Annotated in this window: 8 protein-coding genes; 3 read left to right on the top strand and 5 right to left on the bottom strand. The window is 47.5% G+C overall.

Going from position 1 to position 23958, the window contains the following annotated elements; genetic code table 11:
- Positions 1 to 394: 394 nt before the first annotated feature.
- Positions 395 to 1696 carry a cobyrinate a,c-diamide synthase gene (locus L3C95_RS20005; RefSeq protein WP_236390346.1) on the bottom strand — a complete coding sequence of 434 codons (1302 nt, stop codon included), beginning with the start codon at positions 1694 to 1696 and terminating at the stop codon, positions 395 to 397.
- A gap of 29 nt (positions 1697 to 1725) precedes the next feature.
- Here L3C95_RS20005 and L3C95_RS20000 point away from each other — a divergent pair, with 29 nt between their 5' ends.
- Genes L3C95_RS20000 through cbiB form a run of 3 tightly spaced genes read left to right on the top strand, consistent with a single transcriptional unit; the run spans position 1726 to position 5143 of the window.
- Positions 1726 to 3204, top strand: a complete 1479-nt coding sequence (locus L3C95_RS20000) for a cobyric acid synthase (protein ID WP_236390344.1) — start codon at positions 1726 to 1728, stop codon at positions 3202 to 3204.
- A complete protein-coding gene (locus tag L3C95_RS19995; RefSeq protein ID WP_236390342.1) occupies positions 3201 to 4226 on the top strand; it encodes a pyridoxal phosphate-dependent aminotransferase in 1026 nt (341 codons plus the stop codon). Before L3C95_RS20000 ends, L3C95_RS19995 begins: the two co-directional genes overlap by 4 nt.
- The gene (cbiB, locus tag L3C95_RS19990) at positions 4208 to 5143 is read left to right on the top strand and encodes an adenosylcobinamide-phosphate synthase CbiB (RefSeq protein ID WP_236390340.1); all 936 of its coding nucleotides are present in this window, start codon (positions 4208 to 4210) and stop codon (positions 5141 to 5143) included. The genes L3C95_RS19995 and cbiB overlap by 19 nt, the downstream gene beginning before the upstream one ends.
- A 27-nt stretch (positions 5144 to 5170) precedes the next feature.
- On the opposite strand, the gene L3C95_RS19985 is transcribed toward cbiB, so the two are convergent.
- From L3C95_RS19985 to L3C95_RS19970, 4 genes are all read right to left on the bottom strand, one after another.
- Complete coding sequence (locus L3C95_RS19985) at positions 5171 to 13318, bottom strand: RHS repeat domain-containing protein (protein ID WP_236390338.1); 8148 nt, start codon at positions 13316 to 13318, stop codon at positions 5171 to 5173.
- A 33-nt stretch (positions 13319 to 13351) separates the two neighbouring features.
- Positions 13352 to 16846: a hypothetical protein gene (locus tag L3C95_RS19980; RefSeq protein WP_236390336.1), complete on the bottom strand. Its 3495-nt coding sequence runs from the start codon at positions 16844 to 16846 to the stop codon at positions 13352 to 13354.
- A 48-nt stretch (positions 16847 to 16894) separates the two neighbouring features.
- Positions 16895 to 22477 (bottom strand): PA14 domain-containing protein, encoded by a 5583-nt coding sequence (locus L3C95_RS19975; protein ID WP_236390335.1) that lies wholly within the window; start codon positions 22475 to 22477, stop codon positions 16895 to 16897.
- Positions 22478 to 22893: 416 nt separating this feature from the next.
- Positions 22894 to 23928, bottom strand: a complete 1035-nt coding sequence (locus tag L3C95_RS19970) for a hypothetical protein (protein ID WP_236390334.1) — start codon at positions 23926 to 23928, stop codon at positions 22894 to 22896.
- Between the last annotated feature and the right edge of the window lie 30 nt (positions 23929 to 23958).

Below are 23958 nucleotides of genomic sequence, written 5' to 3'. Positions count from 1 at the left end.
TACCGGATTGGTACCGAAGAGATAATGGATATCCGGCAATTGGCAATACGCAATCATTCGCGTCAGTAGCCCTCCGTAGGTGGGCTGTGTTTGTAGCGCGGGGTTTTCAACCCCGGGGCGGAATAAACGTAACCCCGAAATGGAACGGATGCCCCCGGGGTGGAATAAACGTAACCCGGAAACGGAACGGATGCCCCGGGTGGAATAGGCGTAACCGGGGAACCGAACGGATGCAACCCCGGGGATGGAATGATCATAATGCGGAACCGAACGGATGCAACCCCTGGAACGGAATAATCCTAACCCGGAAACGGAACGAATGCCCCCCGGACGGAATTAACATCAATCGGGAATGGAACGAATGGAACCCGGGAACACAACGAATGCCCGGGAATCAAACCAAACGCAACCAATCTGGGTTCTCCCCCCAATACACATGTATATAAGACGCAATCACATTGGCATACCTATAAACCGGGGTAGATACCTCCTTCCCTCTCGCATTGAACACCTTCCCTATCTTCGTGAGCCCCCTCATGTCCATCTCCGTACACGCGGAATAGTGAAATTCGTGCCCTTTAAAGCGATTTAAGCCTATTTCTATCTCCCGGTACCCGAGAGACAGCTTTGCGTCCTTCATTGTCGTTTTAAGGCCTAAAAATCCCACCATTGGGTATTCCTTTCCGGCACTGTCTGTCAGGCTATCTCCCAGGTACATCATTCCCCCGCATTCGGCGATCACGACTCCTCCAAGTTGACAGTAAATAAGAATGGATTCCCGCATAGTCTGGTTAGACGACAATTGCTCCAGGAACAGTTCAGGATACCCTCCTGGTAGATATAGCAGGTCTGTTGCGGGTACTGCGTAGTCATACAGCGGACTGAAAGGGGTTACCTTTCCGAGGCTTTTCAACACCTCCAGGTTCTCCTTGTAGATAAAATTAAACGCGTCATCCTCAGCAACGGCTATTTCGATAGTACGGGCAGGTGGTAATATCGCCGGAGCAGGGACACGCAGAACTGGTCTTTGGGTGATCTCCAGCAATCGCTCAACATCCACCGTTTTACTGATATGAGCAGCCGCCCTTTCTATTACAGCGTTATAGTCATTCTCCGGAGAAATAGCCAGTCCCAGGTGACGGGACGGGATCTTAATATCATCACTGGCTGGTACATATCCCAGCGGAGTAACGCCAATATCCTCGCAGGCGTCCTTCAGGAACTGGTAATGACTTTCAGTATTTACAAAGTTGAAGATCACGCCTGCTATCTGGACCTGCGGATTAAAATGCTTAAAACCATAAATGAGCGGAGCGACGGAATAAGCCATTGCCTTTGCATTCACCACCAATATCACCGGCAGGTCGAGCAGCATGGAAATCTCTGCACTGCTTCCCTTCATCCTGTCTGCCCCGTCAAACAGTCCCATAACACCTTCTGTGATCACCACATCTGCCGCTGCACTATATTTTGCATACAGCGACCGCAAATGCCCTTCGCTCATCATGAAGGTATCCAGGTTAATGCTCGGGGAACGGGAAGCCATCCCATGATGTTTAGTGTCGATGTAGTCAGGCCCGCACTTGAACGGCTGTACTTTTAAGCCCCGGTTATGCAACAGCCTTAACAAACCTAATGTGAGTGTCGTTTTACCGGAACTACTGGATGGTGCTGCAATTAAAAACTGAGGTTTCATTCCGTCAAAGATAGTACATTCGCAATCTTATGCAGCAATTAAGGTCCATCATGTTTGCCGGCACTGCATCAGATGTTGGCAAAAGTTTTATCAACACAGGCTTCTGCCGCATTTTTAAACAGGATGGTTACCATCCCGCTCCCTTCAAAGCACAGAACATGTCGCTCAATAGTTACGCCACACCGGATGGCTTTGAGATAGGACGTGCACAGGCCGTACAGGCAGAGGCCTGCGGTATTCCCTGCAGCACCGACATGAACCCCGTGTTGTTAAAACCGACCAGCGATAAAGCCTCGCAGGTGGTCCTCCTGGGCAAACCTGTAGGTAACCAGTCAGCCTATGACTACTTTATGGGCAACAATAAGCAGGAACTCTTCAAAGAAGCCAAAGCTGCTTACGATCGCCTGCAGGCAAAATACAACCCTGTCGTGATGGAAGGTGCAGGTAGTATCAGTGAATTGAATCTGAAACACCGCGACATTACCAATATGCGCATGGCGCTCCATGCACAGGCCGACGTCTACCTGGTAGGCGATATAGACCGGGGTGGCCTCTTCGCCAGTGTATACGGCACGATGGCCCTGCTGCCACCGGAAGAGAAACGACTCGTCAAAGGCATCATCATCAATAAATTCAGAGGCGACGCCCGTCTCTTCGACTCCGGCAAAACCATGCTGGAAGATCTCTGCGGTGTACCGGTGGTCGGTATTATCCCTTATCGCAAAGACATCTATGTGGAGGAAGAAGACTCTGTCGGACTGGAACATAAACACAACAAACTGGCTTCAGGTAAGGTGAATGTCGCCGTTGTATTATTGAACCGCCTTTCTAATTTCACTGATTTCAATGTACTGGAACAGGACGGACGCGTACACCTATTCTACAGTAACAATCCTGCTGATATTGAAAAGGCGGATATCATCATCATCCCCGGCAGTAAAAATACGATTGCTGACCTGATCGACATCAAGAACAACGGCGTAGCGAAAGCCATTGTGCAGGCGCACAAAAACAATAAAACTGTGATCGGCATCTGCGGCGGTTACCAGATGATGGGCAGCAGTATCGAAGATCCGCATCATGTGGAAGGTACCGTTGAATCTATGCCCGGACTGGGCATCCTGCCAGTAAAGACGGTCTTAACCGAACATAAGGTCACAGAACAGTGTCAATTCTATTATAAAGATAATACTACCCCTTGTAAGGGATACGAGATCCATATGGGTATCAGCACTGCTACCGCACAGGAAAGCCCGCTCAATAAAACTGCTACCGGTAACAATGATGGGTACCTTCTGAATGAACATTGCTGGGGCACCTACATCCACGGTATTCTGGACAATGCTATTGTAATAGAGGATCTGCTGAAAGCACATACAACACAGCAGTCGGCTACACCCTTTGACTACCTGGCTTTTAAAGAAGCACAGTATGACAAACTAGCGCAGCACCTGCGGGAGCACATCGACATGAACTATATTTACGAACAACTAAAGAAGGACAGATGATCCACGGCCACGGAGACGACAGATACCTGTTTAACTACAACATCGTTGCTGATTTCAGCTCTAATGTATATTACGGCGGCTGGGCCACCGGCTTGCAACAACACCTGACCACCTGTCTTCAGAAGGTCCGGAATTACCCCGAAGCAAACGCACAGCGTTTACAGGCTGCGCTGGCCGAATGGCATAGCCTGACACCGGGACAGATACTGGTAACCAACGGCGCGACGGAAGCTTTTTATCTGGTGGCACATGCATTTCGCGGGAAATCAGCGACTATCGTCATTCCGGCCTTTGCTGAATATGAAGATGCTTGCCGGGCTAACGATCTCGGGATAAATTATCTGCACTGGGATGATCTGCAACCCGATACAGTCTTTGATACTGACATTGTCTTCTTCGGTAATCCAAACAATCCTACCGGCGCTGTATTACATCCGGCTACTATAAAACAGCTCCTGGAACATCATTCCAAAACGATGTTCGTGATCGATGAAGCGTATGTTGATTTTACAGTAGATATCATCTCGATGATTCCTACCCTGGATCAATATCCGAACCTCATCATCATCAAGTCCCTTACGAAAACTTATTCCATCCCCGGACTGCGTTTAGGTTATATACTCAGCAGTGAGGCCGTCATCAATAATATCCTTCCCTACAAAATGCCCTGGTCAGTCAATGCCCTGGCTATCGAAGCAGGATTGTTCATTGCAGGTCACCGGCAAGAAATAATATTACCTACGGCTGATCTGACATGGGAGGCATTTCATCTTATTGGCGCATTAAGGGCCATCGGTAATATCTCCATCCGGCACACACATACAAATTTCTTCCTCTGCGAAACCGACAAAGGCACTGCAGCAGCGCTGAAACAATTCCTGCTACAAACGGCAGGTCTGCTCATCAGGGATGCGTCTAATTTCAGAAGCCTGACGCCACAACACTTCCGCATCGCTGCTCAGCGAAGGGAACAGAATGTATTACTGGTAAAAGGAATCAGGGCATGGATGGAAAGTTTCTGATCATAGCTATTCCTCTGGTAGCAGGGTACCTGCTGGATCTGCTATTAGGTGATCCGAGATGGTTACCTCATCCCATCCGCCTATTCGGTACTGTGATCACTAAGGGAGAAGCCCTGCTTAATAAGGGGAAGTATCAGTTACTAAAAGGAGCATTACTGACAATGCTGCTATGCATATTGGTATTCAGCTTCTTCTATTTTACACAACACTGGTTATTGCGCCTCAGCACACCCGCATATTACATCTCCGCCAGCATCTTCGTCTTCTATGGACTGGCCAATAAAAGCCTGTTACAGGAAGGTAAGGAAGTCTTTGACACCCTGGAGCATCAGGGACTTGAAGCAGGACGTAAACGACTATCGTGGATCGTCGGCCGCCAGACGTCTGCCTTAAACGAAAACCAGATCCGGACAGCAGTGTTTGAAACACTTTCTGAGAATTTAAGCGACGGTGTGATTGCCCCACTGTTCTTTTATGCCATCGGAGGTGTACCTGCCATGATGGTCTATAAAATGATCAATACCCTCGACTCTATGATTGGCTACAAAAGTGAACGGTATTTCTATTTCGGAAAATTTGCAGCAAGGCTGGACGATGTGGCTAATTTCATCCCTGCGAGATTAACGGCCTTGCTGATGGTATTGGTAACGTTCAGCAAACAAGGTGTGATATATATTCTTAAATACGGGCATCAACATGCCAGTCCGAATTCAGGTTACCCCGAAGCGGCACTGGCAGGCATTCTGCAGTGCCGCTTCGGAGGCCCGAACACTTATCATGGGCAGGTAGTGGTCAAGCCTTATATCGGCGAAGTACCACGGGAGATTGCGCATGATGAGTTAAAGAGAGTGATGTATGTGAACCATGCGGTGACGGTAATCACTGTTTGTATCATACTTCTGTTAACTACTATATGACCGACTGGCTTCCCCATTTTATCCATATCAGTAATTTACCAAACGTCCGGTCGTTTGATCATACCATAACGCCTGTGTAGTTATGGGTAGTTTCCCATTGGTGATTTCTCTACCAAATGTTTGTATTCCATTAGTTGATGCTGGTTTAAAGTCAGCCGTATTAACTCCGGGAGTCCATTTAGAACCAAAGTACATAGAAGGATGGAGTCCTCCTACCACGCGGACATCCGGCCCTTTTGCCCCTCTTGGAGCAAAAATGAATTCCGTGAGCGGATACCTGTTCTGCAACTCGGAAGGAAGTGTCACTACTCCCGCTCTCCTGGGCCCGCCATTGATACGATCATAATGTACATGGTTACCAAATTCACGCTTCGATAGTGTAGACAGATCGATATCAGATGTTGACGTTCTGGCGCTATTTGTAGTACCCAACTGGGCCGTACCAGCGTTCGTTGTGGCAGGTGTGGTTGTAACAGGTGCTTCGACCAGAACTGGTGGTATCGCCCTGCCTTGAGTAACAGTCTTACTCGTTGCCGGTTTTATTACAGGAGTATAGGCAGGTGCTTTAATTACAACCGGAGCCTGAGGAGCCCTCACCGGCATTCTGACAGGCATTTTCATAAACAAACTTGCTGGAACGCCTATTCTCCCCGCACCGCCACCATAATACGTCAGCATCGCTGTACCGTACGTAGCCCCCAACGAAGGCAGTATATCCTCATTTTTAAACGTCTTCCCCTCCTCTACCGGAACGTTACCAGCCATGTACCAGGAATGAGCCAATGTACTACCCAATTCACTCGATGAATTCCACCATTTCTTAATAGCCAGCCAGGCATGCATCGTTCCTACACCACCTTCCAGTCCATCGATGTCAATCGCCCACAAAGGTGTATTACTTGCAAACTGATATGGTGTCAGCTCCGGATATTTTGCAGATATAGGATCTACAGATAAGAACCTGCCTGCCCTTGGATCATATATCCTCATTCCATAATCCTGTTGGTTTCCCGTTCCTTTTACTTCATTATCATTTTCTTTTCCGTTAAAGCCATATCTGTATTTATCGCTATTACCGCCTCTTCCCGGCATGGCCATACCAAACGGATAGTATTCCTGCGTAGAAGAAATATCCGGTGCGAAATAACTGATAGTTGTACTATCTGTTGATACGCCCCGCTTTTTATCAGACACCGTAGCAAGCACATTACCCAGGTGGTTACCCAGTTCAAAGATCTTTTTGCCACGCAGGAAACCAGTGCTTAACCCATTACCCAATCCCCGTAAAGGAACTATCTCAGGTGCCACAACGCTTTGCACGTTTGTGTTCAATGTACTCAGACCTAAACGTCCACTGCCATACAACGGAATTTCTGTCTGCGTCAGGCTGCCGGTGTTAATAGTATTGTCTCCTTTGGTATATACACTCATCACATTACCCGAAGCATCACGCACGTACCATGTTTGTATACTACCCACGGTCTTACTGATGCGGTTTCCAGCCACATCATAGGTATAGGCAAGAGTGGTTCCGTTGGTTTTAGTGATGGTCGCAAGCTTGCCATATACTGTCCAGGTAATACTGCTGATCCCTCCTGCAACGTCCTTCACAAGATTGCCTATACTATCATAAGCATAGTTACCGGCAGTCTGTCCATCAAGGTCAACAGTGTAATTTGTTGAGCGCACAGTATCCCCGATGAAATCCAGCTGATTCCTACCCGCTTTGTAACTGTAGGTAAGATAGTCCATTGCCAGTGGGTTACCGGCAAATGTATTGTTCCCGTTACGGCTATAAATTAAGATGTTACCATCATCGTCGTATGTAACTCCCTCTTTGAAATCCTGAATCGTTACAGGCGTCCATTTATTGGTAGTGGTATTCAATCCACGCATGGCCTGGGTTCCCTTCAGGCGATTTAGCTGATCATAGCTATAGGTAGACAACAGGGATTCACCTACAGCCGGAATATGCTGACTTATTGCAGCAACATTTCCGCCAAACAGTGGCTTAAAGCCAGTACCTTCAACCGGCGCAAAAGAGACCACACTACCAATAGGGTTATAATCTCTGGCTCCAAAGTAATACAATCCATAACCTATCGCATCTCTCGCGACAGCACTACCCACTACACCATCTTTCCCCATATCCGTGCTACCACCAATCGAAGTTGTATTCACTCCCTTCAGCCATCCCTGCAAGGTATAAGCATAGTCCAGTCCCTGTACCTGCTGCTGTCCTAAGACCAACCTCGCCAGCGGACCATGTTTGTAATACGCATAATAAGCATCATTCTCCCAATAAATACTATCCCGGCTCGTCTCCACATTAATCAGCCTGTTCTCCGCATCATACGTATAACGATGATAAAACGCGTCCGCCTGAGAAGGCTGATAAGCCACCTGATGTACCTTACCACTGATCAGGTCATACCTGTACACGATCTTCTTAAACCTGTTCCCTGCGTCTGCCATTCCTCCCAGTTTATAATCCTGCAACAGTGTGTCCACATTACCATGCGCATCATAGCTATAGAAAGTACCAGCTGCATAATTACCGTTACTCAGATCGGTATTGTTATTATAGGTTGCTGTCCATGCCACCCGGTTACGCAGATTACGGGCCGACAATACCAACTGGGACAAAGGCGTATAAGCAACATCATACATAGTCCGTGTGATCTGTGTGCTGGTTCCTTTTGCTGCCGTTAGCCATTGTGTCAGCAACAGCGGATCGCGGCTGATACTGTCCGTCATCAGGTTAGTACTGTTCATCTGCCCGGCCTCCTGTATTCTTCCCAGCGCATCATAATTTGTATAACTATAGTTCCGGTCTGCCTTCTGTTGTGCATTCTGCGATATTACCGGCCTTCCCAACCGGTCATACCAGAATCGTGTAATTCCCCCGTCCGGTGTTTTTTGCTCGACAACCTGTTCCAGTGTATTATACCTGTACAGGGTTATCTTCTTATGCGCAGGTACACGCTGCTGCTTCGCTTTACGTGCAGCTCTCACACTGTTCACCCAGCTATCTGATCTATCAAGCACCACACCCGCCGGAGGCACGGTCTTCACCAGATTCCCCGCCTGATCATAGTAGTACAGTGTATAATGATATTCACTGGTATTATAGTTTACCGTGAACACTTCTTTGTTTGCAGCCTGCAAACCGGTACTGATATAATCCTTTTCAAAACTGCCTTTCACAGAGTCACGATACGCCTTGTACAACTCCGTTCCCTTGCTGATAGCAAAGAATTCATTGTCAGAACAGTTGTTGATCTCATTAACATCTACCGGCGGGAAAACAGGCGTGGACTTACCACAAAGCAGCGGACCATCATAAGGGCCAACAACACTGTCCCCGGGATTCGGAGGCGTGGTTCCTCCACCACAAAATCCCGAAACAGCCCCACAATTCACCAGGAACAAACTATCTATCTGAGCCGGAGAATATGCGGTATGAAACCAGAAATTAAACCTGACAGCCCACTCATCACATACCGTTGCTTTATAGTTTATAGTAAGCCATGGAACAGTTGTATTAACAGTCGACGTGGGACTGTAATTGAAAACGTAAGAATTATTACTGGCACCTGCCTCCGTTGCATCATCCATTCGGAATATCAACCCATAATATTTCCCTTTCTGGTATGCATCGTACATATCAATAGCCAGATCGGTGCATATAAAGGCTTGTCTACCTGAACTAGCACCCGCTGGCAAAGTGGTCAACGTAATCCTATGCTCAGTTGTAACTGCCGGTAGGGTTGAAAAGGTAGTTACTCCCGGTATAACAGGGCCCAATGCCCGCTCAATATAGCCGAAGGCAGTGCCATTGGTGCTATAATGAGACGTTATCTCCTTGAAAAAATCGCTGGGTGGGTAGTTCGGACCTTGCGCCCTCCCGTCCATGATTATCGTTGACCTGGTCACCCGTGCATTGTAGGGTACTCCCAAAACACTGAATGTTGAACCAATAGGAATTACCAGATTATCCCTCAACTTAAATACCCTGTTACTGCTGTCCTTCCACACAGCTGCCGCGAGAGCCTCTGTTCCAGACCATGCAGACCTGTTATCGGTGGAGATCACATGCGTAACTATGCTCCCTATTAATGTGCGTGACAGACTGAGTGAGTCGCCCGTTAGTGATGGAAACAGTCTCAGGAATTCATTCCTGGCCCACGTGAGACTATCACATATACCAGGATCCGGCGTTGGCGTTTTGGGACAATTATCCCTGAACTGAAGATACTCCCATGCCTGTTTGCTAAACCCGAGGCGGTTGTTCATGTAATTGGCAAACAACCTGTTCTTTTTCTGTTGAATAGTATCCAGCTCTGCCTTCTGAGGAGTAAAATTAGGATATGCGGATATATAGCCCTGGTACAGATCTTCCACTACCTTACATGACACACATATCTCCCCGCTGTAACACTGCAAAGCCGGCGGAATGTTAATTACCTTATCGAAATATGTACAGCTGCTGGTTGTATTACACGCATTCAACAACTGTGTGAGATCAGCATTCGTCATGCTGATCTTCCTTGTACGCGACAAATACCCTGCAAAACTGCTATCCGTAGACTTACCGTATTTCACATACTCAGCCTGCAAACCATTCAGCTTAGCACACTCACAACTATCCGGCTTAGTATAGATTGGCTTATTGGTATAAGCCACCTGCTTATCATACGGGGCCGGCGCTGTTATCATCTCCGGATTACAATCTGTCGAATTAGTGATGTTATTCTGCTTATTATAATCATCCAGCACTGCCTGGAAGCTTTTATAAGTATTCGTACTGCCCGGTTTCACAGAACCTGACCCCAGCGGATGCGAAATGTCCGAGCCCTCTTTACATACCTGCACTAATCTCGGTATAATGATATTCAAAGCCGCCTGACTGTACTTACAAGGCGCCAATTGCTGTACCCATGCCTTCGCATAGGCATTACAATTCTCTTCATACGCCTTCGCCAGCGCCTTATTAGTAGAATCTGTAGCCGCAGCTCCGGTTGGATTATTATTCAGATAACCCAGCCCATTCTGTCCCAATGCATCTGCGGCATTGTTAAAATTGAGCTGTTTACCAGCAGCCGTCAATTGCGCTGAAGTAGGGTTCACTACACCCGCCGGACAAGCAGCATTCCTGATCTTATCGCTCAGGAGCCCCTGTTTCACCGTCTGGTATAACTGGCGGAAGTTGCGCCATGCCATATCGAGATCAGCCGTGCATAAAGTACTTTCGCTGAAAGCTTTCGCTGGTGTGTTGTACGTATCGATACAGGTACTGCTGTTATCCGGACACTTCACCGTAATGGTCGCCATACTCCACAATGACAGGATGGTCGTACCTGTTCCCCCATTGAAGTTATTCAGTTTCGCCTCCAGCGCAGTCTTATTGGCAGTACTTGCCGTTGACAGCGGATCTCTGTTGGCTGTTACTATTGTGAAAGGGAAACTGCTGTTGCCGGTAGGGTTCAGATAACCTTTGGCCTTTGCCTCCGCATAAGTATCGACAATTGCAAATGCCCTGTCCCAGGTATAGCTGGCGGCATATTTCTGGAATTCCAGCCACTTACAATACTCCGGATGGAACTTCAGTAATGCCGCCGCCCAGGAAGGTTTGAACTTTGCAGCAAATTGATCTGGCCGTAGTCGCTGAGGTATTACATAGCTATTGCTCAACTCATCATAGACGAGATCAGGCTTACCCGCTTCATCCAGGTAAGTCACCGTATCCCGTTTATAGACAGGAAGCGTATTTTCGTCCTTCTGATAGAAGATAGAATAGATATCCAGCGTATCGTCAGGATTAGCATACTGTCCTGATGGCGCAGACATATCCAGCAACATGGCGTTCCTGGTATCTGTCACCTCGCTGGTCTTGTTACACAAAGCATCACAGGCAGCAAGGGCCTCGTCGTAAGCAGCCATCGCTTCGCCACGATACGCAGCTGAATCGGCTACAGCAATACCAGCACCTTTCATATATTTAGCCCTGAAAGTAAGCCAGGTGCCAAGACTATCCTGACAGGATTTACAATCAGGTATACATTTCGTATTTATAAGCAGATCACGCTGTTGCTGTATAAACTGGTCCAGTGTAGTACAAAGGTTCTTCTTCATAAATACACTGTCCCTGTAATAATCCATCGCATCCCGCCTGATGCTCAGGCGTTTATTGATCTGATAAGTACCTTTCGGCAGGCGCTTCGTAAAAGTGACATTGAAAGGTGTAGGCGCAGAACAGTCAGTAACAATAGCTCCTGTATAGTTGCGGATGATGGTATCAAACGCTTTACCTCCCAGACGCTGATTATAAGCATCATCGGTAATCGTGATCCTCAGATCATACAATGCATTATAACAAACCAGGACATTATTGCAATCACGCTTCTGCAACACAGGCGGAGTCAATGTATACCTGAACTGGTAATCTCCGTCAATCGCCACCAGCTGACTCTGCGTACTCTCCATCACCATATCGGTGATCACGTTGCTGTTGGCACGGGATAGGGTGTCTGTTACAGGAAACTGTGAATAAGAACTAAGATTATCCATAACAGCACTATCCGGCACACCTGCCAACGCTGTTGCAATAGTACGCCCGTACATATCCAGGTAGGTCACAGCGATCTGCCCGTTGGCATCCTGCACCATGTTCTTGAAATAATGTAACCGGTCGCCTGCATCAGTACCAAACAATACATCCAGGTCGTTATCTCCCGGTGTACCATAGAAATACCTGGTCTCGTGTTTACTGCCTAATTTAAACACTGAGCCTACGTCACTCTGCCGGCTTATTCTACCGGTATTGTCCTGTGTATATTCTGTTTCCGTAAACGGATATTGCCCGGCATTAGGAATGAACTGATTCACGCCCGTATTCTTATCCGGATTGGCGCTGGAATAATACTGCGAAGCGCCACTACCAGTGTACATAGGCGAAGCACTACTGGTCAGATATGCGGCAGCTGAAGTAAGTTTATCATAATAACTCTTGTCGTATTCAGTTGCACTGGCTGCCGTGTTGAATTTAGGCGTATATCGCATTACACTGCTCAAAGAAGGTGTCGGCATAACGGATACAACCGGCCTTCCCTGGTAATCATAGAATGTTTCCCCCACAACAGTCTTATTCGTCACATTGTCTTTGGTAATGACCTGCCGTTCTCTTAGAGAACCATCATAGTAGGTCACAACAGCTTTGCGCTTTCCTTCCTCTGCATAGTCGACAGACGATTGCCAGTTCATCATCCGCTGATGCCCCCCAAAAGAGAAACTGCCCAGACCACCTGTATAATCCGAACTCCATGCTGTTTCTATTCTCGCCTCACGACTTTTCTCCTGCACAGCCCTTACCCTGAAGAACAGGATACCGCCATTATCGTACAACAACGGAATGCGGTAAGTATTACCCGCAATGGTAACACGGGATGTATTGTTGCGGAACAACAGCTGCGCATTAACCGGGTTACCATACCTGTTAGCCAGGTAAGCCGAGGAATCGATATATGCCCATTCCAGGTCGTACACATTTGCACCGGTCACTACCGGCCATACAACAGTCAGCTCGTCCGTAGAGTCAATATTCGCAACGCTGTTGCTGGAGATGCTCTTCACCGCATCATCCGTACAGGACAGCTTATAAACAGGCCTCACCTGCATCTCATTGTCCAGCACCAATGCCGACATCACTCTTGCAGGTGCAGTGCCAATGCTGGCACTCACCACTTTCACAGTCACCTTATGTGCGTTATTAAACACAAAGCTGCTTCTGTTGGTATAAGTAGCATTAACATCGTAATTGATACTCAGGTCCTTCTCCACAGAATCCATACTCAGATTCGGCTTTGTATAAATAACCCTCACCCGCACAGTTGCATTAAACTGCGCAGGCAGGTATACACCCGCATATTCATTAATGCGGAATGTAACAATGTTCTTCACATAATAGGGAGTATCCAGCTTGCTGAGCAGCGCCGGATTAAAATACACACTATCCTGTACAGTAACAGCCGAGTCTTTGGCCAGCTGTTGTTTACTGCCATCCAGTGTATTCTTTAAGAGGGTTGTATTGCCGTTCTGCGCCTGACTGTAAGCTGCCGTCAGCAGGAGCAGCATAGTCAAACACCATTGAACGATCTTTCCTGGAAAAAAATGCATAATATCTTATTTAGAGCAGTATTATGTTATTGATTACTTTATCAGGGCACTTCTGGTCTCATTGATCATCTTAATGCCGCTTTCCGTTTCTTTCTTCAACCTGATGAGCGTCCCGTCATCATCATACTCATAGAAAGTGGCATAGTTGTTCTCATCCAGTTCCGCCATCATACGGAGGTCCGACGGACTATACACAAATGATCGCATATTGGCATTGTAAGGATGGATGCGCAGATCGTCCAGGTATACCGCAGACGTTCCCGTAGCCAGTACGGTCACCGCCAGCGATGTGGCATCTGCAGGTACATCCACCACCTGCTCATAACGCTGCCAGCCATCGATGATGCCTCCTGTGGGAGAAGCGTTCACTGTCGTAGTCGTCGCTCCTCTCTTCACGATGATAGTCATCTTATTGCCTGTATAAGTGAGGCCCTTACAATCCTGCTGTTCCTTCACCCAGGCGCTGATCAGGATCTGTTTTCCCGGCAATGGGGAATATACCGGCAGAATGGCATCCTTGTTGGTACGTATACTACCCAGTACCTGTCCTGCCGTTACACAACTATTGCTTTCCTTATTAAAAGACAGGTTAAACGCAGTACCATTATCCGGCAGGATATCAGCACTGATACCCGCGCTCTGACCAGCAGCTATGCGCAGGCTGTATCTACCAGTATGCGACTGTATAGAATCCAGGTTGTTCCTGTAACCTGAAAAGTCAAAGCTGCGACCTACACTGCAGGAAGTATCGCAATAAGTACCTCCAAAAAAGTAGTCTTCAAACCCTTCGTAAGCGGCCTCCCTGTAACGGCTGTTCTGTACCACCGCTACTGCCAGTGCATCATCAAAGCCATAAATACCGGAGTTGAAACGTCCAAGCGGATCTTTGTTTTCCAGTTCCAGCCCCCTTTTATTAAATAACGTGGTTTCAGTGTTCCACACCCAGCGACTCTCATCATACAGTGGCTGAATACCCGTACCATTCAGTTGCCAGAAAGATTTGAAGTTCTTAATAGTACCATCCGTCCGTAAATTCACCGTCTGCGCGGTACTGTTCTCTGTTCTTGCAGCATAGTACGTATAGCTCTTCTGTGCACGCCAGTTGCCCATCAGGCTGTAAGCATACGGATTCACACTGGTGTCGGTCACTGCACTGTAACAAGTCAGGTTGTACGGCGCCAGTTTCACCAGCACATCGGCTTCAATAGGTTGCAGGCAGATATCTGAATAGATGGTTGCATGATAATTTCCTCCGCTGCTGACTGTAACGGGAGAAAGCACCGGGTTCTGCTCCGTACTTGTAAATCCTTCCGGGCCGCTCCAGGCATAAGTAATAGCGGTAGTAGGCAGGTTGATGATATTAAAAATCACCCTGTCCCCGATACAATACTCCGGCTTGTCTGTCTTTGCCAGTTCAGCCGTTTCAAAGTCTATGATTTTCAGGGTCTGTACAGCCGCACTTCCACACTCGTCTTCCACACGCACATCATAGTTCTGATCTTTCACAAGTGTATATGCGCCTCCGGAAGCAGCAGTACTGAACCTTCCGGTAGTATTACTAGCCAGGTAAGACCCTGTCCCCCCTTTCCCCTGTACCGCAAGTTTATAGGTATACACACCCGTTTTTATTTTACTGCCGCCGATGGCGTTGGCCTGGATAGTACCAGAGTTGTCCGGCTGACCAGGACAGATCCATCCGAGGGAATTATTCACATCGATGATCAGTGGCTGATATTTAAAATCGATGTTCTTTAGCGATGCACCATTTCCATAGACGCTAAAATCATTCACTACTGTGGGATAAGCTGACACCCCAATACGATACTGCCCCTCAGTTGGCAACAGGAGTGTATCGCCTGAAGTAACGATCTTCTTATCATATCCAATCGCCCCCAGCGGTCCCCAGAGGATCTGAAAGTAGGTCTGCTGTTCAGTACCCTGGTACATCGCCCTTCCGGTAGGGATAACTGAGAGTCCTGTACAGGTCTGAGCAGTAACAACACTCCAGGTATAGCGATACACATCATTTTCCGTTACCGTCACCGGCATATCATAGGTACCACAGGTGTCAGTAAGCCTGAACAGATAGCTACCCGGATAAAAATAACGTCGTGGATTATCGTTACTGAGGGCGGCCAGCAATTGGGTAGGCCTGTCGCCTGTGACAGTAGCGGCATAAGTATAACCAGATGGACTGATCAGCTTTATCTCCAAACCTGCCGGCAATGATGCTCCCGGTTTACTGAAAGCAAAAGCGATGGCGCCGTCATTGCCCGTCACACCCTCGTTAGACTGTATCCGTATCAGATATGGATTCGCGGGGGGCGAAGCCACATTCAACACAACATTATCACGCAGTTTCGCACCATCTGCGGTGACAGCGTTAAACAGGTAGTTCCCGAAAGGAACATTGTTGATCAGGCGCTGGGACTCAGGTCCCTTGAGGGTATCATACCGTATTGCATTGGTGGCAGTATTCTTTAAATTGACATAAACAGGATAGCAAACGATCCTGGTAGTGTCCACAATATAATACCCTGCATTAAAATCCCTGCTGCAATTATATTCGAAGTAATTACCGACAGTAGGCATCGGTATTACATATGGGATCGCTACTTCATCCCCACAGGGCGTTCTGAAATAGTACATGACAGTATCTCCATAAGCACTGGCAAAGGTCTGCCCCGCGGACAGTGTGATCGTATCTGTAGCGCCTATCATCCTGTAAGGAGACTTTACACCACCGTTGTAGGATACAGCAAAAGCCAGTGGTGTAGTGCCCTGTAAATAGGGTATATACGGACTGCTCGTCACGCTGACAGGCGATTTAAAGATTATTTTGTTACAGGTATTCCTGACCATTGCCGGCTCCTGAAAGTTAAGATCACCGGCACCCAACTGTCTCAATTCAGTAATACTGACGGTCTGCACAGAGACTGCCGCGCTACAGGCATCTGTTACTGACAGCGTATAATTGCCGCTCCACAGACTATCGATTATAAAATTGGCGGTGGCAACAAAAGTTCTCCGCCCTGTATAAGCAGCAGGGGCATTGGTAATGGTCACCGTATAAGGCGCCTTGCCATCACTAAGTGTTACATAAGCCTGACCAGTATTACAATGGTACAGCGTGATCTTGTTCTGCGCCACCGCCGCTTTAAAAGGCACATAATTACCAGGCACCGTTACGTTCACCGTAGCAGATACCTCCTGACTGTTACATATCCCCTTCGCTACCGCTCTGTAGCTCCCAGCCGGTACATTCTCAAATATTGAAGAAGTACCCGGTGCCACAGCATATCCGCCTGCCGTCAGCGGTTCCAGGCTATACAACATATTGGTGACATTACCTGCTCCTGTTCCTGTAAAGGAAAGCGTGATCTTCCCGTTCGCGGCACAGGTAGACGCCTGTGCTACCGCGCTGATACCCCAGGAGGTACATTGTGCCTGCAGGGTGCTTGCTGTCCATAGCAGTGTCACCAGCAGCAGAAGGAGGTATTTATTTTCAGTTATTAATTTACTTTTCATAGTATCACAGATAAGGACTGTTACTGACTTACTTTTTTAGATAGATGATCAATTAGCGCAAACCGCCTTTTGTTTCTTACGGTCTGCCACCTGCCAGTCCTGTTTATATTCTGTTACACTGGCTTTAATGACCCTCGAAGTTTCGTCTATGACCAGCTTCAAGGTCGTTCCACTCTTTACTATCGGATTATTCAGCATAGTGACCACTCCCACGGGAACATCCATATTCCTTCTGCCGGAGCGCACGATCTTGAGTGACACGTCATTACCAGTGAACGGTGTACCACTGGCATCTACCAGGTAGATGTCAGGCGCACCGCCTGCCTTGACATTGGCATCTACTGCATACAGGGTACTGAATACGGGGAAAGAAGCTATCTCCGGCGAACAATCTGCTCCACCGGTCTTCACTTTCGAAGCCACCAGGATTTCGTCTCCACTATAGAAATAAGTGGCCGCTGTAGCTGTACCAAGGCCGCTGGTGATCTTTCCTTTGTTGACATAGATATCGTCCAGCACCACATTCAGGTTCTTATAAGCGCCGCTCATACCCTCGTAGGCCCAGCCCGAAGGCCATTGGAACTGGTACACAGGATCATCAAACAGGTTCTGTGTGCTGGTTAACAGTACACTTCCTGTTTCACTGTTATAAGCTAGATTACGGGTCGTCACCCTGCTACCCTTGTCGGCCACTACGATGCTGTCCAGAATACCATGACGGTTGATCACTTTTGTGACTGCCACCGACCGGAACTTCACCTCTTCACGCTGCGCAAGGTTCCAAAGTGTAGGTATGATCATAATAGGCGGCATACCAAAAGAGAATAGCTCCGAGTTGAGATTAAAGTTATTGGCGTTGGTCACACTCTTGTGCTCGCGCATATCTGTCATCAGCTCAATATCCTCCCCGATCACCGCAGTAGTATCGATGGTACCATTAGGAGCTATCGTAGTAACAGTATTCCTCAGGTGCCTGAAAGTGGCGGTAGGGTCGTCTTCCCTGTAGAAGAATTCGGTTGAAGAAACAGGGTTATCAGCATCCGTTTCCGGATATACTGCTGTTGATCTGGGCTTGCCATTCATGTCATTCAGCTCTATTTTAAAGCCCTGGCTCACCGCCACAAAATGACGGGCGTTGATACGCAGGAAATTAGCCAGTGCAGGCTTAAATCGTTTCTTACCATCTGCCAGCAGTGTCATATCTGTAATAACAGGGAACTCATAGTTTGTATAGAAACAATATTCCTGGTAGCCATTGGCAGAACGGACATCCTTAGTATTGATGGAACGTGCCCTTACCTTACGATAGCCTACCGAAGGCGCCGGGAAGAAAGATTCTCCCAGCGGATACTCTGTATATCCCAGTTCCACAGGCGCCAGCACAGCTGCCTGTTGTGTATATTCTATCGGCTGCCGCCACGGGTTTTCATCTCCGCCAAGTGCCGGCTCATAACTCGCTACGCCACTGCTGATCGTTTCCACGCCAGCTGATGTCGTCAATTGGGTCGTATATTGATATTCAGTGCCATAAACAGACTCCTTCTGCTGGGTCATTTTCGTCCAGTTATCATAGATCCTGATCCTTTTTACTCTCAGTCCTCCGCCAAATTTCCTGTAGATTGGACTATTCAGCCGTACCAGCGAACGTAAGGTATCGATCGTTTTCATCCAGCCTTTCGCCCTGGCGGCCACATTATAGGTCACCATCGTATTGGTGACGTTGTCAGCCTGTGATAACAGGATCTTGATCGCATCGCCCAGATCTACATTATCACCTACATCAGAACCGGGATAGGCTTTAGATGGAAGGTTCAGGCGCAGGTACTGCAGCGCTGTCTGCGCCATAGGACTGAATACACTCAGCGGATCTCCCACATCGCCTTTGGCATCGATCGCCCTTACCTTAAACCAGATGGTCGAGCCATTATTGAAGAATCCATAACTATCATCCAGGGTCGCGTAAACAGGTACATACTCGTTCCCCGCACCGAATTTATCTGACGGTACCTGTACGGACAACTTAAAGTAGATCTTATCCATCCCTTCCAGGTAACGCCTGTATACCTCTTCATTGCTGCTGACCGGCTTAGGCACGTTCACCGCTACGTACAAATAATCAATCAGTCCGTACAGCGAATTACTCAGATCGCTCGTTGCGTTTGGCTTTGAAGCAGAAAGACCAGCCACATGGAACATCTGTGCCGCACGTTTATGCTGCACATAGGCATATTCATCGCTTTCATAATCGATCTTCATATGTGCCCCTGAAGGCAGAATAATAGAGTCCAGCGTCCAGGCAGCTGCATTCCTTGCCATCTGTGCACTGTCTCTCAGTGAATAAGGGTATTCACCGTTGTAAATGGGATTGTTGGTAGTAGCACCGGGATTCTGTACATTATCCTTGTAGTTGCCCCAACGGTCGTATGCCTTACTATTGTAAGGGGGATTAAAACTGTTGTAAGCAAACACATAAGGATTGCGTTTACCCTTGTCATTGCCGTTGTAAGTAAACCAGATACGTTTGAGTGTCAGTTTACCCGTAGTATTAATTCCCCTGTTCGAACCGGGACACAGCTCATAGTTATATTCAAAGTGTACTGTCTTGACAGGCCTGGCGGCAGTATTGTACTTCTGGAAATCAGCCTTATTATACAGGTTGATCTCTTCCAGCTTTTTAGCTACACGTGCCGACTGTTTAACGCCATCTTCCGTAATCGGGAAAAGGTCATCACGGTCAGTCAGTTTAAATGTAGCGATCATGTTCTTCGACTCAATAGAATGCAGGTACCACAACTCTTTATTTCCTGCTATATAACTGCCTTTATCATCCCTGTTATCGGTGAGTAATCCCTCACTATAACTTGCACTGTCATTCGCCGGTGATCTCCATTTATAAGGGTTCTTAATGCCTGCTACTTTGGTATAGTTAAATTTGATAGCATTCCCGGGATCATCGTCGGAAATACCATCGCCGGTGAGGTCAGTATAATCGGGCGACAAAATACCTGTCAGCAGGAAACTATGCGCATAGGCGGGCATCTCCTCGCTGTTGAAATAATTATCGTTCCCTTTGTTATTGTTGACTGTATTGTCAACGCCCGGCGTATATTTCACCAATCCTTCCGCACGTCTACCTGTACCTGCTGCTACAGAGAAAGTAAGGTCCCGCTGTTTCAGGTTGTAAACCGGAATACCATATACATAACGGCGTCCGTCTGTGTTCAGCACGTCAATCTCCGATATATGATCGGCCTTACGGAAATCGTTCACACGCTTTTCCTTCGACAGGTTAGTCCCCACGACGAAAGTATCTTTATCAGGCATCAGGTAAAGACTTGCTGTAGGTATCACCACTTCTGTAGTAGCCAGTGGCCGCCATTGCAGTTTCATGATCACACGACCACGCGCCTGGTAGTACTCCGCCTTAATATTGTATAACTGATCTGCTACCAGGTTCACCCAGGCAGTATCTTTCGTATTACCATGATCGTTCCAACGGTCAATGATCAGTGTATCATTAAGATATACCCTCACACCGTCATCACTGTTGGTACTGAAACGATAACGGCCTGAGGAAGCCACTTTTACCCGTCCAGTCCAGCGTACCGAGAAATCATTACCCAGTTGGGCTGCCCCGGCAGGCAGGTTTTGATTGATCTCGTCTATATTATTGAAGTTGATAGTCGGATCCGTTCTTTCGAAAAGCTTGGTTTCGAATTTCCTTCCCTTGAAATATTCACCTCTCAATCCTACACCATTACCATTCACATCGTCAGGGAAAGTATTGCCACAGTTACCAATGCTGTACACATTGCTGGCATAGTTGTCTATATATTTAGACAACCCCGCTACACTGGCTTCCGCAGCGGTCAGATAGGAAATGACCTGTCCGCGTTTGTCCCTTTCTGTTTTATAGACATTCGCCGATGTCAGTTGTTTATTACCGGCGAAACGTTTATTCTTATATACGTTCAACCTGTTGGCTGTCTCTATCACAGCACTGCTGTTACCCGCCTGATAGAGGTCAACCGATACTACATCCTCACCACCAATAGCATTGTAAAACGCCCTGGTATTAATAGTCTTCTCGCCGGGATTTCTGAAGTATACACTTTCGAACAGCTTATCCGGTTTCCGGAAGGCAATGGTGGTAGCCAGCGGATTCTGTTCTGTCCACGGACCACTCTGTGAATACGCCCTGGTAATACCCAGATCCACCCCGGCATGCACCAGGCTACCCAGACCAATGTCCACACTACCACGGGTGGAATTATCCCTGGTCTTCACTGCATGATCATATATAAACCCGAGATCCCCACGATAGGCACGGAACATGCCCCCGGTACCTTCTCCCGAAATGGAGAACACATCATAGGTATAAGAAGGCACCGCAATATTAGGCACTGTCGGTTTCTCCCGATAGGCAATTTCTTTTTCCCTGTTATAGTCCAGCAAAGCACCTTCATTGCCATTCGCAGTATGATAATTGAGATAGCCATACGCCGGCAGCGCCGTGCGTTTATCTTCAGGTGCGATCCGCTGTTTGGATACATATCCGCTTACAGAAAGGCTGGGATGTATTACCTGTGCTTCCCAACCTACCTTAGCGGTGTAATTGTACAGCGTATTGGTATACGGCATATTGATCGAAGGAGTGAAAGCCGGATGCGCAAAAGAGATATAGGAAGAAATATTCGAGCTCTGCACCGCAGCCCTGTTTTTGTCGTCCATGGTATATTGTCTCAAACCGGCCGAAAAACTCAGGGCCTTCAATCCTTCTCTTGAATTATAGCCCCATCCCATAGAGACGCTACCACCCAGGCCTCCTTTTTCTCTTGCCTGTGCGTCGGCGAACTTATATGCCAGTGATCTGCCGATGGTCAGTCCTTCCTGCGAGCTGTTGGTAACAGACAAGCCGGTGGTAAACCATCCCATACTGTTCGAACCGGCACTAATGCTGGTATTGACACTGGTTTCCAGGCCGATACCCTTATAAGAGTTATGCAGGATACCCAGGCTGGCGCCTGCACCGAACTTTGCATAGTCGCTTAACCCGGTGATCTCCACATCAGCGCCTACTGTTACGCCCACTGTCTTGTTTTCTTTGACTGAGGCTATTTTCTGGATGGTGTCCCTGCCGTTAAAATCGTCCGGCAGGCCACGCATATTCCGGGTAATAGCGCCCGGATTAATATTCCACCCCAATCCTACCCAACTGGCTTCCTGGTCCATGGAAATACCGCTGTTATAACCGATGGCCAGCGGATAGCCACCTACATCCATCAGGGGAATGCTATAGGAAAAATCACCTGTAAACAAATCCACCATATTGTCGTGGTTCACCGAGTGGAATGCCTGGCTTTCCGGCTGACCGGGCCCGCCAATGGCTACCGCTTCTTTGGCCTTCAATAAAGGCTTTGCGGGGGTTTTAGCTGGTCCCGATTTAGAAGTACCCACCACTGGCGCGGGTTCCTTTGCAGGTATCAGGGCATTTCTGCGCCCTGTATAACTGCGATGATCTACCCGCCGCGGAGCAAATGCATAGGCGGGCAATACTGCATCACAATAAAGAAGCGTGAGCATCATGATGGCAAACGCTTTCTTATGTCTGGCAACAATCTCCAGTATCATTTAATGTATATTTAAGTATAGGAAATAGCGTTCCCGTTCCTCCGGAGCAGAGGAATCTCGTATAGGTCTGATAGCGCGTTCAGGCTTATTTTCTGGTAATTATCAAATGAGCCGGACTGTAAATAGTGTCACAAATACACTTGCTGGCAGGCATCTTTGAATAGGGATAACTGATTTCATTGATAGAGCTTTTATGATTGTTTTTGTTTACGTGCTACGGGAAGGTGACTGCTGTCCGGCAGGACTGCAGATTTTGGTTACGTTTTCACTGTTTAATGGTAGCCGGGCAACGTTCCTCAGGTACTGTGTCTCTTATTGTCCTCTTAGTTCGGCTTTGTTGCAAACTCGCTTAATGACGTAAACGTACGTACAATAACGTATATTTCAAAATATTTGGGGGAAATAATATTCATTAGCTACCAGATCACTATCTCACTGTTTAACAGCAGGTAATACTCACCAGTACCTGCATCGGTCAACATTTCGATGTAACTGTCCTTTACGGGACCATGTTGTTTCATCCGGCCATTAGCTGCATCAATAACCCGGATGGAATCGCGATCACTTAAAAACAGCTCACCATTTATAAGGCCCAGTTGTGGTATACCTGTTACTTCAAAACCGGCAGACCACGCAATGTTCAGACTGTCTGCACTTACTCCGCTCACATTGACCTGATACTTTGCCCTTTCTGCAGGGAAGGCTGCATGCTGATGCACTGAAAAGACAATGATCTCCTTGCCTAAACGAAAAATACTGTTAAGATCATCAAACTTCCGGGACGTCAGTGTCAGACCATTTCGTGTGTTTAATTTAACTAATTGCTTTCCTGATTTCACAATCAACCCGTCTTCAGCCGTAATTATTTCGGGCTCCAACAATGGCGATACATACCTATGCTCAGTTACAGCGCTCCATTTTTCTTGTCCTGAAGCATCCACGGCATATAACTTCAGACTGTCCCCTCCGGCCTGCTGCTGCCTGGAAAGAATCACCAGACTATCCTTCAGCGGATAGGAAATGCTTGAGAGCTGCGGATTTTTTACGGTATACTCCTGCTGATAATAATGCAGTTTATTCTCTTCAATGTTCCAGACGGAAGGGCCATATACGCCCTTTATGTAGTATAAGCTGCCACGCTGCAAAACGATATCTCCTGCGTCCAACTGGCTGCTATCTCTTACCATCAGGACAGTTTCCTTATCTTCCCGGAGATCATAAAAGCTTATTTTTTCGGGATGATATACAGAGCAATACACAAACCGTTGTTCGTCGAAATCTGCAAGTGCTTCATAGTACTTCAATGCTTTTATCTTCCTTCTGGCAATCACCTGCTTCTTTAACAGGTCTATCAGGTGTAGCACAGAAAAGTCTTCTCCTATCTTCGAAGAGCGCACCAGCAGTTTGCCCTCCTTCACTTTGGCGCTCAATATTTTATAGTCTTTACCCACCAAAACCTGCACGTTTAAAGAATCGTGCAG

The organism is Chitinophaga filiformis (genome assembly GCF_021646545.1).
GTDB lineage: Bacteria > Bacteroidota > Bacteroidia > Chitinophagales > Chitinophagaceae > Chitinophaga > Chitinophaga filiformis_A.
Note: the sequence above shows the minus strand (reverse complement) of the source record. Positions and strands in the feature narration are given on the sequence as shown.